Below are 14,876 nucleotides of genomic sequence, written 5' to 3' on the forward strand. Positions count from 1 at the left end.
ACAGCAGGAGAGACGGGATATGGCGGTTCGGGTTGCGATCAACGGTTTCGGGCGCATCGGCCGCCTCGTCCTCAGGGCCATCGTCGAGTCCGGACGTGACGACATCAAGATCGTCGCCATCAACGATCTCGGCCCGGTCGAAACCAATGCTCACCTGCTGCGCTACGATTCGATCCACGGCAAGTTCCCGGCCGAAGTCACGGTCACCGGAGACGTCATCAGCGTCGCCGGCCACGGCGACATCAAGGTCACCGCCGTGAAGAACCCCGCCGAGCTGCCGCACAAGGAGCTCGACGTCGATATCGTCATGGAGTGCACGGGCATCTTCACCTCGCCGACCAAGGCGCAGGCCCATATCGATGCCGGCGCGAAGCGCGTGCTGATCTCGGCACCCCTGGCCGACAGCCCGAAGGGCGAAAAGACCATCGTCTACGGCGTCAACCACGACAGCCTGACCGCGGACGACGTCATCGTCTCGAATGCCTCCTGCACCACGAATTGCCTGGCCCCCGTCGCCAAGGTCCTGAACGACGCCATTGGCATCGAGAAGGGCTTCATGACGACGATCCATTCCTACACGGGCGACCAGCCGACGCTCGACACCATGCACAAGGACCTCTACCGCGCCCGCGCGGCGGCTCTCAGCATGATCCCGACCTCGACCGGCGCGGCCAAGGCCGTCGGCGTCGTGCTGCCGGAGCTGAAGGGCAAGCTGGACGGCACCTCGATCCGCGTGCCGACGCCGAACGTCTCCGTCATCGACTTCAAGTTCGTCGCCAAGCGCGAGACCAATGTCGCGGAAGTCAACGAAGCCATCCAGCGCGCCGCCTCGCAGCAGCTGAAGGGTGTGCTCGACGTGGTGGACGACAAGCTCGTCTCCTCGGACTTCAACCACAACCCGGCCTCGTCGTCCTTCGCCCTCGACCAGACCAAGGTCATGGAAGGCACGTTCGTGCGCGTGCTCTCCTGGTACGACAACGAATGGGGCTTCTCGAACCGCATGGCCGACACCGCGGTCGCCATGGGCAAGTTCCTCTGAGGCGGCCTTGCTCGCCGCCCGCCCCCTGACGGCACGCTGGCGCAGCCTGGATGGCGCAGGGCTCGATCACGTCACCATCACAGCGCAGGGCGGCACGATCGTCGCCCGCGGCACTGTCATCGGTGATCGCGGGGGCACGCCCTACGGCGTGTTCTACCGTGTGGATTGCGATGCCGACTGGCACGTGAAGGAAGTGGCCATCGGCACCGCCGGCGGCCAGGGCCTGCACCTGCTCTCCGACGGCGCGGGGCATTGGTCGAACGGCGTTGGCGAACATCTCGCCCATCTCGACGGCTGTGTGGACGTCGATCTGGCCGGCACGCCGTTCACCAACACGCTGCCCATCCGGCGGCGCGATTGGGCGGCCGGCGAGCGCGCCGAGATGCGGATGGTCTACATCCCGTTCGACAGCTTCGTGCCCGTCGTCGATGCGCAAATCTACACCTGCCTCGAACCCGGCAAGCGTTTTCTCTACGAGGCCGCCGACCGCTCCTTCTCCGCCGAGCTTGCGGTAGATGGGGATGGCCTCGTCACCGATTATCCCACCCTCTTCTCCCGGATATTGTGATGGCCGAATTCCGCACCCTCGACGATGCTGGCGACCTCTCCGGCAAGCGCGTTCTCGTTCGCGTCGACTACAATCTCCCGATGGAAAACGGCCGCGTCACCGACGCCACCCGCATCCAGGCTTCGCTGCCGACGATCCGCGACATCGTGGAGCGTGGCGGCAAGGCCGTGCTGCTGGCCCATTTCGGCCGACCCAAGGGCAAGCGCGACGACAGCCAGAGCCTGAAACCTGTCCTGCCCGCACTCATCGAGGCGCTGGGCTCGAAGGCCGCGTTCTGCGAGGATTGCGTGGGCGAGAAGGCCGAGAGCGCCGTGAATTCCCTGGCCAACGGCGATGTGCTTCTGCTGGAAAACCTCCGCTTCCACGCGGGTGAGGAAAAGAACGAGACCGAATTCGTGGACCAGCTCGCGAAGTTGGGCGATCTCTACGTCAACGACGCCTTCTCCGTGGCCCATCGCGACGGCGCCTCCACCACCGGCCTCGCCCACAAGCTGCCGGCCTATGCCGGCCGTTCCATGCAGAAGGAACTGGAAGCGCTGTCGAAGGCCCTCTCGCAGCCGGAGCGCCCGGTCGCGGCCGTGGTCGGCGGGGCCAAGGTCTCGACCAAGATCGACCTCCTGTCGAATCTCGTCGGCAAGGTGGACCTGCTCATCATCGGCGGCGGCATGGCCAACACCTTCCTGGCGGCTCAGGGCCACGATGTCGGCAAGTCGCTGTGCGAGCACGATCTGCTGGAGACGGCGAAGGACATCATCGCCACAGCCGAAAGCGCTGGCTGCCGCATCGTGCTGCCGGTCGATGTCGTCGCGGCGAAGGAATTCCGCGCCCATGCCGCCAACCGGACGGTCGGCGTGGACGAGGTCACGGCAGACGAAATGATCCTCGACGCCGGCCCGAAGAGCGTGGAGGAAGTCTCCGCCCTTCTCGAAACCGCCAAGACGCTCGTCTGGAACGGCCCGTTCGGAGCCTTCGAGATGGAGCCGTTCGACGCCGCGACCGTCGCGGTGGCCCGCAAGGCCGCCGAGCTGACGAAGGCCGGCAAACTGCTCTCGGTGGCGGGCGGCGGCGACACGGTGGCCGCGCTCAACCATGCCGGCGTGGCCGAGGATTTCTCCTATATTTCCACCGCCGGCGGCGCGTTTCTCGAATGGCTGGAGGGCAAGAGTCTTCCGGGCGTCGAGGCCTTGCGCGCCGCGAACTGACACGTCTCACACCGCAAAAGGGATACGCACCACATGGCTCGCATCACGCTCAGGCAGCTTCTGGACCACGCGGCCGAGCACGGCTACGGCGTTCCCGCCTTCAACATCAACAACATGGAACAGGCGCTGGCCATCGGTAAGGCCGCCAAGAAGCTGGATGCGCCCGTCATCATCCAGGCCTCGCGCGGCGCGCGCCAGTACGCGCATGACATCATGCTGGCCAAGATGATCGACGCCTTGGTCGATATCTATCCCGAGATCCCGATCTGCATGCATCTCGACCACGGCAACAATGAAGCCACCTGCGCCACCGCCATCCAGCACGGCTTCACCTCGGTGATGATGGACGGCTCGCTCGAGGCCGACGGCAAGACCCCGGCCGATTACGAGTACAATGCCGGCATCACCCGCCGCGTCGCCGACATGGCGCATTGGGCCGGCTGCTCCGTCGAGGGCGAGATCGGCGTGCTGGGCTCGCTGGAATCGGGCGAGGGCGAGAAGGAGGACGGCCACGGCTTCGAGGGTGTACTCAGCCACGACCAACTCCTCACCGACCCCGAGCAGGCGGTGCAGTTCGTCAAGGACACCAAGGTCGATGCGCTGGCCGTCGCCATGGGCACCTCCCACGGCGCCTACAAATTCACCCGCAAGCCGGACGGCGACGTGCTCGCCATGAACGTGATCGAGGAGATTCACCGCCGCCTGCCGAACGTGCATCTCGTGATGCACGGCTCGTCCTCGGTGCCGGAGGATCTGCAGGAGATCATCAACCGCTACGGCGGCGAAATGAAGCCGACCTGGGGCGTGCCCGTGGAAGAGATCCAGCGCGGCATCAAACACGGCGTGCGCAAGGTCAACATCGACACCGACAACCGCATGGCCATCACCGGCGCCATCCGCAAGGTGTTCGCCGAGAACCCGTCGGAGTTCGACCCGCGCAAATATCTCGGCCCGGCCGGCGATGCCATGGCCAAGCTCGTCTCGCAGCGCCTGGAAGAATTCGGCACCGCCGGCCAGGCCTCGAAGATCAAGGTCATCCCGCTCGGCGACATGGCCAAGCGCTACGCCTCCTGCGAGCTGGACCCGAAGTTCAGCTGACGCGCGAGTTACGATAAGCTAGGATGCCGGCATGAACGGCGGCAAAGTTTCAGGACGTTTCGGCTGGCGGGGGCTTATCGCGTCCGCCTGCCTCCTGTTGCTTCTGTCGATCAATTCGGTCGTCGGTCTGGAGCGTGGCCTCGTGACCGGCAATCATGTCGACGGCGTGATGATCGCCCTGCAGAACGGCGATCCTGCTCCCGACACCTGGGGCGCGGCGTGCCACTTCGCCTCCATAACCAAACCGGGCCTTGCCGAAACGCAGCCCCTGCGCTGCCCAGTGCAGGCGGAAACCCCTATCCGCCTGCGTTTCAAAGACGAAACCGCCCTTCCCGCGCGCACCGCCGGCACGCCCTTCCGTCCTCCGAGAACAGCCTGACGTCCTCTTACGTCAGTCGATCATCATCTCGGAGCTTCACACATCATGACCAGCATCTCTGGGCGCGCATTCACGCGCCGCCTGTTCCTTGCCGGCCTTGCCGGTTCGCTTGCGGCCTGTCAGCAAACCACGGCCTCTGCGCCGAAGCCCCAAGTATCCCTTCCTCCCGAGTTCGCCGAACTCTACGGCCCTCTCCCAGACGAGCCTTTTCCGATACCAGGTGTGCCAATCGGAGCCATCAAGCCCGATTATCTGCGCAAGCAGGTCGTCTATGCGACCAATGAGCCGCCTGGCACCATCGTGGTCGATCCAGGTGCGAAATACCTCTACCTCGTGCAGGATGGCGGTATGGCACTGCGCTATGGCGTCGGCGTCGGGCGCGAGGGGTTCGGCTGGAGCGGTGCAGCTCTCATCCAGATGAAGCGCGAATGGCCGCGGTGGACGCCGCCTGCCGAGATGATCAAGCGCCAGCCGGAACTGGAACCCTACCGGCACGGGATGGCGGCCGGCCTGGAAAACCCGCTCGGTGCCCGAGCGCTCTACCTTTTCCAGAACGGTCGCGACACGCTCTACCGCCTGCACGGCACCAATGAGCCACGCTCCATCGGCAGCAATGTCTCCTCAGGGTGCGTCCGTCTGGTTAATCAGGACATCATCGACCTGTATAGCCGCACACCGCTCGGCACGCGCGTGATCGTGTTGCCGACAGCGGCGCAGGCCTGAAGAACGCAGATAGGGCTGCGGCGGAGCACCAAGTCCGCCGCAGCCAAACAGCAAGGCCCCAAAACACCCATCTACATTTCGCCATCGCGCCCTGCTAAGACGCGATCATGCTGCACAATCCCGCCCCCGACCTTGCCCGCCTCATGCTGATCAGCCCCGTGCTGGCGGCGAACGAAAGCTTCGAGGTGCCTTTGCGTCTGGCGCTGGAGGCGGCGGAGATTTCCGCGCTTGTGCTGCGCGTCGAGCGCGAGGGCGATGAGCGGGCGCTTCTCAAGATCCTGAAGCCGCTGGTCGAGCTGGGCCAGCACCACGGCGCGGCGGTGCTGATCGAAGGCATGCCCGATCTCGTCGGGAAATCCGGAGCCGATGGGGTGCACGCGCTGGGCGAAAACCAGGCGCACGAGGCGGCCGAGCGGTTCCAGCCGCAGAAAATGGTGGGCGTCGGCGGCCTGCGCACGCGCGACGCCGCCATGAGCGTCGGCGAGGCCGGCGCGGATTACGTTCTGTTCGGCGATCCAGGCAAGGGCGGCGAGGTGCCGCCGCTCGATGCGCTGGTGGAGCGGCTCGAATGGTGGGCCGACATCTTCGTCGTGCCCTGCGTGGGCCAGGCGGAGGAGCTGGCTTCGGTCGGCCCCATCGCCGCCTCGGGCGCGGAATTCGTGGCGCTTGGCCGTTTCGTCTGGGAGGACCCGGATGGCCCGGCTTCCGCCATCCGCGCGGCGCAGAAGGCCGTGGTGGAATCCGGATCGCTGGCATGAAGCCCGTTTTTGCCGCTCTTCTTTTGCTGCCGCTGCTGGCCGCCCCCGCACTGGCCCAGCATCCCGCGCTTCCGCCCATTCCGGCAGAGGACATGCCCACGCTCCCCATCCCCGCACCCGGCCAGGCTTCGACACCGACGACGGGCGACGCCGCCTTCGCCGCCTATCAGCGTGGGGCCTATGTCACCGCCATGCAGGAAGCCGAGAAGCGCGTGCGCGAGGATCGCGACGCTGCGCCGGCGATGACGCTGATCGGCATGCTCCACGAAAACGGCCTCGGCACGAAGAAGGACACGGCCAAGGCTGCCGAATGGTATGGCAAGGGCGCCGAGCGCGGCGATTCCAACGCGATGGTCGCCCTCGCTTTGCTGAAACTGGAAGGCGACGGCACGCGGCAGGACCGCGACGGCGCGGCCGATCTGTTCGAGAAGGCCGCCGCCAAGGGCGATCCCGTGGCGCGCTACAATGTCGGCCTGCTCTATCTGCAGGGTCGCTCCCGCCCCTACGATCTCGCCCGCGCGGCTGCGAGTTTCCGGCAGGCGGCCGAGGCCGGCAATGCGGATGCGCAATACGCCTATGCCACCTTGCTGCGCGAAGGCCGCGGCGTGGCGCAGGACAGGGCCGCCGGCGCGCGCTTCCTCGGTCAGGCCGCCGCGCAAGGTCATCCGGATGCGGCGGTGGAATATGCCATCGCCGTCTTCAACGGCGACGGCATCGCGAAGGACGAGGAGCGGGCCGCGCTGATGTTCCTGCGCGCCGCGCTCGACGGCAACGTCATCGCCCAGACCCGGGTCGGCCGCATCTATGCGGCGGGCCGCGGCGTGGAGGTGGACCGCATCCGCGCCGGCGCGTGGTACCAGATCGCCAGATCGCGCGGTGCCTTCGACCCCTATCTCGACGATCTGCTGGGCGGGATGACGGAGGAGGAACTCGGCAAGGTGCGCGAGCAGGAGGCTGCCCTGCGCGGACAGAGTGCCCGCACCGCGAAAGCAGGCCTTGACGCACCGGCGGCGGGCAGGCAGTAGAAACCCCCTCCCCGCGTAATTCGCCAACCTCTGCCCGAAGGGTCAGTCATGCCCCGTTCCCCGCTGATGAATGTCATGGTCCAGGCCGTCTCGAAGGCCGGACGCGGCATGCGGCGCGATTTCGGCGAGGTCGAGCAATTGCAGGTCTCGATCAAGGGGCCATCCGATTTCGTCAGCATCGCCGACAAGCGCGCCGAGGATCTGCTGCGGCAGGAATTGTCGCGCGCGCGGCCGGATGTCGGCTTCCTGCTGGAGGAAGGCGGCGCGGTCGAGGGGCGTGACCCAGCGCAGCGTTTCATCATCGATCCAATCGACGGCACCACGAATTTCCTGCACGGCATTCCGCATTTCGCGATCTCGGTGGCGCTGGAGCGGCATGGATCGCTGGTCGCGGCGGTCGTCTACAATCCCATCGCCGACGAGATGTTCACCGCCGAGCGCGGCGCCGGCGCATTCCTCAACGATCGCCGGCTGCGCGTGTCGGGCCGCAAGAAGGTCGAGGATTGCATCGTCGCGACAGGCGTGCCGCATCGCGGCAAGGGCGATCACGAATTGTTCGGCCGTGAATTGCGCGCGGTGCAGGCACGCGTGTGTGGCATCCGCCGCGCGGGCGCGGCCTCGCTCGATCTCGCCTGGGTCGCGGCGGGGCGTCTCGACGGTTATTGGGAACGCGATCTGAAGGCGTGGGACGTGGCAGCCGGCCTTCTGCTGCTGCGCGAAGCCGGCGGTTACGCCTCCGACCTCGATGGCCGCGACGACATCCTCAACAAGGGACATCTCGCCTGCGGCAACGAGACCATACATCGCTGGCTGATCGACACGCTGAAGAGCGCCGCCGCCTGAAAGCTGCGGCCAGAAGCCGCGCCCGTCAGGCAATGAGGTCCGGGGTCAGCGTGTCTTCCAGATAGGAGATGCGGTCCTTCAGGACGAGCTTGCGCTTCTTCAGCCGCTGCAATTGAAGCCGGTCCGAATTTCCGATCCGCTCCAGAGCGGTGATGGCGGCATCGAGATCGCGGTGCTCTTCCTCCAGGCGCGCGAGCTCAGCGCGCAGGACGCCTTCTTCGTCTTCGTCCTGAACCATGTGTGGCTGCTGTTCCCGGATGGACCGGCGCGTTTCCAGTTCCGCCGGCGGATCAGACGATTATCGCCCCGCTGCATGTTTTCATCAAGCAGCGCGTTTGCCAAAGCATCGTCAAATTCTTGAGGTCGAATCGACACATCGCGACGCCGGTGTCATGCTGCTGTCGTGAACACACAGGAGGAGATGGAATGTCCGTATCTTCGCATCTGACATCGCTCGAATCGAAGCATGAGGCGCTCGAGCGTGAGATCGAAACCGAACTCTCTCACCCCAATGTGGACGATGTCCGTGTCCAGGAGCTCAAACGGCGCAAGCTCAAGATCAAGGATCAGATCACGCGCCTGAAACCGGGCGAGGAGCGTCCCACCCTTCACTGAATTTTTTGGGAGGAAGAGCGCTCAGCGCTCTTCCTCATCCTCGTCTTCCGATCCGCGCAGATTCTTCAGCTTCGCGAACACGGAATCGACATCGATCTCTTCTTCTTCCGGCTTGGGCGCGCGGCGCTCGAAATCTCCGAACGGCGAGGTCTCCGACGCCGTGGTGATCTCGGTGGGAAGCAGGGTCTCGCCCTCTTCCGCGACGTCAGGCCGGGCCGGCGCATATTTGGCCGAACGCGTCACTTCCAGATCGAGATCGAGCTGCGAGCACAGCCCCAGCGTGACGGGGTCCATCGGCGACAGCTGGGCCGTGTTCCAATGGGTCCGGTCGCGAATCGACTGGATCGTCGTCTTGGTGGTGCCGACGAGCCGCATGATCTGCGCCTCCTTCAGCTCCGGATGGTTCCGGATCAGCCACAGGATCGCATTGGGGCGGTCATGGCGGCGCGAGACCGGCGTATAGCGCGGGCCCTTGCGGCGCTTCACCTCGGGCAGTTTCACCTTGGATTCGAGCAGCTTCAGGCGATGGGCCGAATTCGCCTCGCCGCGCTCGACCTCGTCGCGCGTCAGCTGCCCGCCCGAGATCGGGTCGATCCCGCGAATGCCCTGCGCGGCGTCACCGTCGGCGATCGCCTTCACTTCCAGCTCGTGGAGGTGGCAGAAATCGGCGATCTGCCCAAAGGTCAGCGACGTGTTGTCCACGAGCCAGACGGCCGTGGCCTTCGGCATCAGCGGCGCATTCGCCATGGCAATATTCTCCTGTAGGCTCCGCCGTCTGGGCGAAGCGATGGTACATCGACGATGACCGGAATGGACGGAATATAAGTCTTCGTCACACGCGAAGCAATTTGGTTGACGCGGTTTCGGGTCGATTAGTCGGCGCCGCGCCATATTCTCTGCGCGTGGACTTTCGAAGCAGCATCAGGAGGAGCGCCATGAATACGGATTTCACCGACGAGCTTCCGGTTCCCCGTCCGGCCTTCGCGATCGGGATGCCCTTGTCGGATCTCTCGGTCGACGAGATCTCGGCCTGCATCGAGGCATTGCGCGCGGAGATCGAACGCCTGGACCAGGCGCGAACGCAGAAGGCCGCCCATCTCAGCGCGGCCGATCAATTGTTCGGTTCGCGCGGCTGATTTCGGTTAATACGCTGTTAACCATTCGGGGCGCCTAATCAGTCTGCTCCGAATGCTGGAGCCGAGCATGGATTGTTCAGTCTCCCTGTCAAACCTTCGAGCCGCCGGTCAGGCGGCTCATTTTCGTCGGGAGCTGTCCACAGGATGGCCGCTTCGTTTACCATTCGTTAAAATTGTACTTTTCATGTTCCGGCCCTCGGGCCAGTGTAGCCCGGCGTTCCGGGGGCGGACGCCGATTCAGCGGATAAGAGCATGAACGAGATGTCCGGCCGCGCCGAAGAGGTGCCGTTCGTGTCTTTCAACGAAAAACTTCTGGCCTCCGATGGCTTCCGGAACCTGTTCCGCGAAGGCATGACGCTGGTCGAGGAAACGGCGGCCTATCTGGATGGCGACGGACGTGAGGAAAGCCGCGTTCTGTCGCGCGCCACGGCCCTCGCCTACGCCACCGAAAGCATGCGCCTGACCACGCGTCTCATGCAGATCGCCTCCTGGCTGCTGATCCAGCGCGCCGCCAATGACGGCGAAATGCCGCCTGAACAAGCCGTTCAGGAAAAAAGCAAGGTCAAGCTCGCCAACGGCCGGTCCAATCTGCCGGCCGAATCTTTTGCCGCTCTGCCCGTGCGCCTGCGCGATCTCGTTGCCCGCACCGAGCACCTTCAGGAACGCGTCCAGCTGCTGGAGCGCTCGTTCGATACACAATCGGCCTCCGGCGGCAAGAATCCCATCGAGAGCCAGCTGGATCTGCTGCGGACCGCGTTCGCCGTCGGCGCCTGAAGCACCTCAACGAAACAGAAAAGGCCCCGGTCGAAACCGGGGCCTTTTCTGTTTCTGCCGAAGCGGCAGAGATCAGCTACGCTTGCCGATCGAGCCGAAGCGAGCGGCGAACTTCGACACGCGGCCGGCGCGGTCGAGAAGCTGCTGCTGACCGCCGGTCCAGGCCGGGTGGGTCTTGGGATCGATGTCGAGCTGGAGGGTGTCACCCTCTTTGCCATAGGTCGAACGGGTCAGATATTCCGTGCCGTCGGTCATCACGACCTTCACGAAATGGTAATCGGGATGAATGTCGCGCTTCATAGCCGCCTCACGGCGCGGACGCGCGATCACGCACGCCCTCGGTGTTCGAGAAACAGGAAGGCGCCCCTATATCCCACCGCTCGCCTCCGCGCAAGCCGCAGCGGCACGGTTTGCAGAGCCCGGGCTGCATGGCCTACGGAATGATCCGACTTGCCCTCGACCGCTGGCCCGTTATGGTCCCGGCCCGGACAGGAAAGCCATGAGACGAAAGACAAAGACCGCTGAAGACGGCGCGCCCGCCGAACGCCGCCTCAAGCCGCTGATGGGATTGGCGCCCTTCGTGGCCCCCTACAAGGGACGCATCGCGCTCGCATTGTTCGCGCTGTTCGCGGCCTCCGCCATCACGCTCGTCGTACCGCTTGCGCTTCGCCGCATCATCGATTTCGGCTTCACCAGCTCGGAAGGCGGGTTGGTCGATCTTTATTTCGGCACCATGCTGCTGGTGGCGGGCCTGCTCGCAATCGCCAGCGCCTCGCGCTTCTATTTCGTCAACACGCTGGGCGAACGCGTGGTGGCGGACGTGCGCACCGCCGTCTTCGCACATCTCACGCGCCTCTCGCCGCAATTCTACGACGGTTCCCGAGCGGGCGAACTTGTGTCTCGCCTGTCGGCCGATACCACGCTCATCAAGACCACGTTCGGCGCCTCGATCGCGCTCGCTTTGCGCAATCTCTTCCTGTTCATCGGCGCCACCATCATGATGGTGGTCACCTCCCCGCATCTTTCAGGTCTGATCCTGATCGCGATCCCGCTGATCGTGCTGCCGCTCGTAGCCTTCGGTCGCGCAGTGCGCCGCCGCTCACGCGCGGCGCAGGACAATCTCGCGGACGCCTCGGCTCTCTCCACCGAGGCGCTGGGCGCGATGCGCACCGTGCAGGCCTTCACGGCCGAGCTGGGCCTGAACCATCGCTATGGCGAAGCGGTTGAGCGCGCCTATGAGGGGTCGCGTTCGGCCATGGCCACGCGCGCGCTTCTGACGGCCGTTGTCATCTTCCTCGTTTTCGGCAGCGTGGTCGCCATTCTGTGGTGGGGCGCGACCGACGTGCTGGCCGGCCGCATGAGCGCAGGCCAGCTCAGCCAATTCGTCCTCTACACCGTGTTCGCAGCCGGCGGTCTCAGCGAGATCTCGCAGGTGCACGGCGATATCTCGCAGGCTGCGGGCGCCGCAGAACGGTTGAACGAATTGCTGCTTGTGCCTCCTGCGATCAAGGACGTGCCGCAGCCGCAGAAGATGCTCGAGCCGCCGCGTGGCGAAGTCCGTTTCGACGGGGTGCGGTTCGCCTATCCCGCGCGTCCGCAATCGCCCGTTCTGCAGGATATCGAGCTCACGATCCGGCCCGGCGAGAACGTTGCCGTCGTGGGCCCGTCGGGCGCGGGCAAATCCACGCTCACCCATCTTTTGCTGCGCTTCTACGATCCGCAGGCTGGCCGCATCCTCATCGACGGCATTGATATCGCTCAAGCCTCGCTGGCGGACCTGCGCAGCCGAATCGCGCTCGTGCCGCAGGATCCGATCGTTTTCGCGACGAGCGCACGCGAGAACATCCGCTTCGGCCGCCCGGACGCCAGCGATGCCGAGGTGGAAGCCGCCGCGCGAGATGCGGCCGCCGATGGTTTCATCCGCGCTTTGCCCGAGGGCTACGACACCCAGGTCGGCGAACGCGGCGTCACCCTTTCGGGGGGCCAGCGCCAGCGGCTGGCCATCGCCCGCGCCATCCTGCGCGACGCGCCGATCCTACTGCTCGACGAGGCCACATCCGCGCTGGATGCCGAAAGTGAAACCTTGGTGCAGGACGCGCTCGCGCGGCTGATGAAGAACCGCACCACGCTCGTGGTCGCGCACCGCCTTGCTACCGTGCTGAAGGCCGACCGCATCCTCGTTCTCGAAGAGGGACGCCTGATCGAGGAAGGCACCCATTCCCAGCTCGTGGCGCGGGACGGGCTCTACGCCCGCCTTGCCCAGCTCCAGTTCGACGGACGCCTCGTCGCCGGTGCCGACGCCTGAGGCGCCGACCCAATCCTCAGCGTTCGGTCAGCTTCAGCTCGATGCGCCGGTTGCGGGCATAGGCCTCGTCGCTGTCGGAATTGTCGAGCGGCTGAAACTCGCCGAACCCGGCGGCCACCAGCCGCTGCGGGGAGACCCCGCGCGAGACGAGATATTTCACCACCTCGATGGCGCGTCCGGCCGACAATTCCCAGTTCGACGGATAGATCGCCGAGCGCTGCGGCCTCTTGTCGGTGTGCCCGTCGACACGCAGCACCCAGTTGATGTCGTCGGGAATTTCGCGGGTCAGCTCCAGCAAGGCGTCCGCCAGCTTGTCGAGCTGTTCGAGGCCCGACGGTGAAACGGCCGCCGATCCGCCCTCGAAGAACACCTCCGACTGAAACACGAAGCGGTCGCCCACTACCCGGATTTCCGGCCGGTTTGCGAGGATGGTGCGCAAACGCCCGAAGAAGTCGGAGCGGTAGCGCGCGAGTTCCTGCACCCGCTGCGCCAGCGCCACGTTGAGCCGCGAGCCAAGATCGGCGATCCGCGCCTGGCTCTCGCGGCCGCGCGATTCGGACGCTTCCAAAGCCTCCTCCAACGCGCCGATCTGGCGCCGCAGCGCCGCTATCTGCTGGTTCAGAAGCTCTACCTGAGCGAGCGCGCGTCCCGTTATCTCCTTCTGCGAGCTCAACTCGCTGGTCAGCGCTTCGGCACGGCTGCCGGCAGCCGCCGCCTGTCCGGCTCCGGTGCTTGCCTCTCCGCGCAGCCGGTCACGCTCGGCCTCAACGCCCGCAAGGCTGGCCTGCAGCGAGGCCAGTTCGTCCTGGATCGAGCGCTTCGACGACCGCTCCAGCGCGAGGAATTCCGTCAGCTCGGCAAGCTGCGCGTTCAGCGCATCGAGTGCGGTGTCCTTCGAGGTCACTGCGATCGACAGCACAAATTGCGCCACCACGAACACCGACAACAGGAAGATGATGGCCATGAGCAACGTCGACAGCGCGTCGACGAAGCCCGGCCAGTAATCGATATGGCGTTCCCGCCCCCGGCGTCTGGCCATGGATCAGCCTGCGCGATCGGACTGGCGCTCGGCGATCAGCCGGCGCAATTCCTCGGTCTGCACAGCCTGCCGCTGCATCCAGTCCCGAATCAGCGCCTGCTCGGCCCGCAGGTGCTGAATCAGCCCCTGCACGCCCTCCGTCAGGCGCCCCATGCCGGCGGCATCGCGGCTCTCGTCCTGTCCGAGCAGATTGGCCAGCCTGTTCAGCGCCGCGGCCACATCGGCATTGCCGTTGCCGTTGAACTCGAGGCCGTCCTCATCGCCGATCCGCGCATCGGCCACCGTGCCGGAGAGCCAGTCCTCCAGCTCGTTGTAGAACCGGTTCTGCGCCTGCCCCGCCTGCAGATCGAGGAAGCCGAGCACCAGCGACCCCGCAAGGCCGAACAGCGAGGACGAAAACGCGATGCCCATGCCCGACAGAGGTTCGCCGAGGCCACGCTTCAGATCCTCGAAGATCACGCCCGCATCGCCCTCCACTTGAAGGCCGCCGATGACGCCGCCGACCGACGACACCGTCTCCAGAAGGCCCCAGAACGTGCCGAGCAGGCCGAGAAAGACGAGAAGCCCGGTCAGATAGCGCCCGATATCGCGCGCCTCGTCGAGGCGGGTGCTGAGCGAATCGAGGATCGACCGCAGCGTCGATGTCGAGATCGACGCCCGCCCAAGCCGGTTGCCCAGAAGCGAGGCCATCGGCGCCAGCAGCACCGGCGCATCACGCAGCGCAAGTCCGGGGTCCGACACCCGGAAATCATTGACCCAGCGCACCTCGGGGAACAGCCGCACCGCCTGCCGGAACGCCAGCCCGATGCCGATGAACAGCACGCCGAAGATGAGCCCGTTGAGGCCCGGATTGGCCATGAACGCCCGGAAGATCTGCTCGTACAGAACCAGCGCCACGAAGGCGGCGAGCACGAGGAACACCACCATGCGGAGCAGGAACACCCGCGGCGACGACAATTTGTACGGATCGAACTCGGCAACGGACATGGGGGCGGCTTCCCTCTTTGGCGCCGGAGCTTAGCGAAGCAGGGGCATCATGGAAACGACGCTCTGCGAAGCGCGATGACACGAAATTCCCCCGAAATGGAACCCTGCCCCACCCGAGCGGATTCTAGGAACATTGCAACCGCTTCCCCAGGAGGCAGATATGTCGAGCGACAATCCCAATTACAGCAAGAGCGACAACGAGCGTGTGGCCGCCGGGCAGGACCATGAAGTCGAATATTTCGCCCGCAAGCACGGCATCACCAAGGAGCAGACGCTCAGCCTGATCAAGCAGGTCGGCAACAAGCGCACGGACCTCGAGGCCGCCGTGAAAAATCTGAAAAAGGCCTGATCCACCCTGCCTTGCCCTTCGGAAAGCCCCTCCCTA

19 protein-coding genes are annotated in these 14,876 nt (G+C 65.4%); 14 read left to right on the forward strand and 5 right to left on the reverse strand.

What is annotated here, in order from left to right; all coding sequences use genetic code 11:
* Positions 1-19 precede the first annotated feature (19 nt).
* The 9 genes from gap to ACQ6S1_RS05495 all read left to right on the forward strand — a co-directional run bounded on the left by gap (position 20) and on the right by ACQ6S1_RS05495 (position 7,635).
* Complete coding sequence (gap, locus tag ACQ6S1_RS05455) at positions 20-1,039, forward strand: type I glyceraldehyde-3-phosphate dehydrogenase (RefSeq protein ID WP_445040120.1); 1,020 nt, start codon at positions 20-22, stop codon at positions 1,037-1,039.
* A gap of 7 nt (positions 1,040-1,046) precedes the next feature.
* Positions 1,047-1,607 (forward strand): putative glycolipid-binding domain-containing protein, encoded by a 561-nt coding sequence (locus ACQ6S1_RS05460; RefSeq protein ID WP_445040121.1) that lies wholly within the window; start codon positions 1,047-1,049, stop codon positions 1,605-1,607.
* A complete protein-coding gene (locus ACQ6S1_RS05465; protein WP_445040122.1) occupies positions 1,607-2,809 on the forward strand; it encodes a phosphoglycerate kinase in 1,203 nt (400 codons plus the stop codon). The genes ACQ6S1_RS05460 and ACQ6S1_RS05465 overlap by 1 nt, the downstream gene beginning before the upstream one ends.
* Positions 2,810-2,842: 33 nt before the next feature.
* Positions 2,843-3,907, forward strand: a complete 1,065-nt coding sequence (gene fba, locus ACQ6S1_RS05470) for a class II fructose-bisphosphate aldolase (protein WP_445040123.1) — start codon at positions 2,843-2,845, stop codon at positions 3,905-3,907.
* 31 nt (positions 3,908-3,938) lie between these two features.
* Positions 3,939-4,286, forward strand: a complete 348-nt coding sequence (locus ACQ6S1_RS05475) for a hypothetical protein (RefSeq protein ID WP_445040124.1) — start codon at positions 3,939-3,941, stop codon at positions 4,284-4,286.
* A 45-nt stretch (positions 4,287-4,331) separates the two neighbouring features.
* Positions 4,332-5,009, forward strand: a complete 678-nt coding sequence (locus ACQ6S1_RS05480; protein WP_445040125.1) for a L,D-transpeptidase — start codon at positions 4,332-4,334, stop codon at positions 5,007-5,009.
* 107 nt (positions 5,010-5,116) lie between these two features.
* Positions 5,117-5,767: a thiamine phosphate synthase gene (locus tag ACQ6S1_RS05485; RefSeq protein WP_445040126.1), complete on the forward strand. Its 651-nt coding sequence runs from the start codon at positions 5,117-5,119 to the stop codon at positions 5,765-5,767.
* Positions 5,764-6,792 (forward strand): tetratricopeptide repeat protein, encoded by a 1,029-nt coding sequence (locus tag ACQ6S1_RS05490; RefSeq protein WP_445040127.1) that lies wholly within the window; start codon positions 5,764-5,766, stop codon positions 6,790-6,792. The genes ACQ6S1_RS05485 and ACQ6S1_RS05490 overlap by 4 nt, the downstream gene beginning before the upstream one ends.
* 48 nt (positions 6,793-6,840) lie before the next feature.
* Positions 6,841-7,635 (forward strand): inositol monophosphatase family protein, encoded by a 795-nt coding sequence (locus ACQ6S1_RS05495; RefSeq protein WP_445040128.1) that lies wholly within the window; start codon positions 6,841-6,843, stop codon positions 7,633-7,635.
* A 25-nt stretch (positions 7,636-7,660) separates the two neighbouring features.
* On the opposite strand, the gene ACQ6S1_RS05500 is transcribed toward ACQ6S1_RS05495, so the two are convergent.
* A complete protein-coding gene (locus ACQ6S1_RS05500) occupies positions 7,661-7,873 on the reverse strand; it encodes a YdcH family protein (protein WP_445040129.1) in 213 nt (70 codons plus the stop codon).
* A gap of 188 nt (positions 7,874-8,061) precedes the next feature.
* Here ACQ6S1_RS05500 and ACQ6S1_RS05505 point away from each other — a divergent pair, with 188 nt between their 5' ends.
* Complete coding sequence (locus ACQ6S1_RS05505; RefSeq protein WP_445040130.1) at positions 8,062-8,250, forward strand: YdcH family protein; 189 nt, start codon at positions 8,062-8,064, stop codon at positions 8,248-8,250.
* Positions 8,251-8,271: 21 nt separating this feature from the next.
* Here ACQ6S1_RS05505 and ACQ6S1_RS05510 read toward each other — a convergent pair whose 3' ends face one another.
* Positions 8,272-8,997 carry a DUF1013 domain-containing protein gene (locus ACQ6S1_RS05510; protein ID WP_445040131.1) on the reverse strand — a complete coding sequence of 242 codons (726 nt, stop codon included), beginning with the start codon at positions 8,995-8,997 and terminating at the stop codon, positions 8,272-8,274.
* A 188-nt stretch (positions 8,998-9,185) separates the two neighbouring features.
* Between ACQ6S1_RS05510 and ACQ6S1_RS05515 the strand changes: the two genes are divergently transcribed.
* Together ACQ6S1_RS05515 and rcdA are read left to right on the forward strand one after the other, a co-directional pair.
* Entirely contained in the window at positions 9,186-9,386 is a 201-nt protein-coding gene (locus ACQ6S1_RS05515) for a DUF1192 domain-containing protein (protein WP_445040132.1), read from the forward strand.
* Positions 9,387-9,638: 252 nt separating this feature from the next.
* The gene (rcdA, locus tag ACQ6S1_RS05520) at positions 9,639-10,160 is read left to right on the forward strand and encodes a protease adaptor protein RcdA (RefSeq protein WP_445040133.1); all 522 of its coding nucleotides are present in this window, start codon (positions 9,639-9,641) and stop codon (positions 10,158-10,160) included.
* A gap of 72 nt (positions 10,161-10,232) precedes the next feature.
* Here rcdA and rpmE read toward each other — a convergent pair whose 3' ends face one another.
* The gene (gene rpmE, locus ACQ6S1_RS05525; protein ID WP_445040134.1) at positions 10,233-10,460 is read right to left on the reverse strand and encodes a 50S ribosomal protein L31; all 228 of its coding nucleotides are present in this window, start codon (positions 10,458-10,460) and stop codon (positions 10,233-10,235) included.
* Between the two features lie 199 nt (positions 10,461-10,659).
* Here rpmE and ACQ6S1_RS05530 point away from each other — a divergent pair, with 199 nt between their 5' ends.
* On the forward strand, positions 10,660-12,465 hold the full coding sequence (locus ACQ6S1_RS05530; protein ID WP_445040135.1) for an ABC transporter transmembrane domain-containing protein: 1,806 nt from the start codon (positions 10,660-10,662) through the stop codon (positions 12,463-12,465).
* A 16-nt stretch (positions 12,466-12,481) separates the two neighbouring features.
* On the opposite strand, the gene ACQ6S1_RS05535 is transcribed toward ACQ6S1_RS05530, so the two are convergent.
* Positions 12,482-13,504: a peptidoglycan -binding protein gene (locus ACQ6S1_RS05535; protein WP_445040136.1), complete on the reverse strand. Its 1,023-nt coding sequence runs from the start codon at positions 13,502-13,504 to the stop codon at positions 12,482-12,484.
* Between the two features lie 3 nt (positions 13,505-13,507).
* The gene (locus tag ACQ6S1_RS05540) at positions 13,508-14,491 is read right to left on the reverse strand and encodes a flagellar motor protein MotA (RefSeq protein ID WP_445040137.1); all 984 of its coding nucleotides are present in this window, start codon (positions 14,489-14,491) and stop codon (positions 13,508-13,510) included.
* A 160-nt stretch (positions 14,492-14,651) separates the two neighbouring features.
* Between ACQ6S1_RS05540 and ACQ6S1_RS05545 the strand changes: the two genes are divergently transcribed.
* Positions 14,652-14,840, forward strand: coding sequence for a DUF3606 domain-containing protein (locus tag ACQ6S1_RS05545; RefSeq protein WP_445040138.1), 189 nt, complete (start codon positions 14,652-14,654; stop codon positions 14,838-14,840).
* The last annotated feature ends 36 nt before the right edge of the window (positions 14,841-14,876 follow it).

It is taken from the genome of Terrihabitans aquatilis (assembly GCF_052542005.1).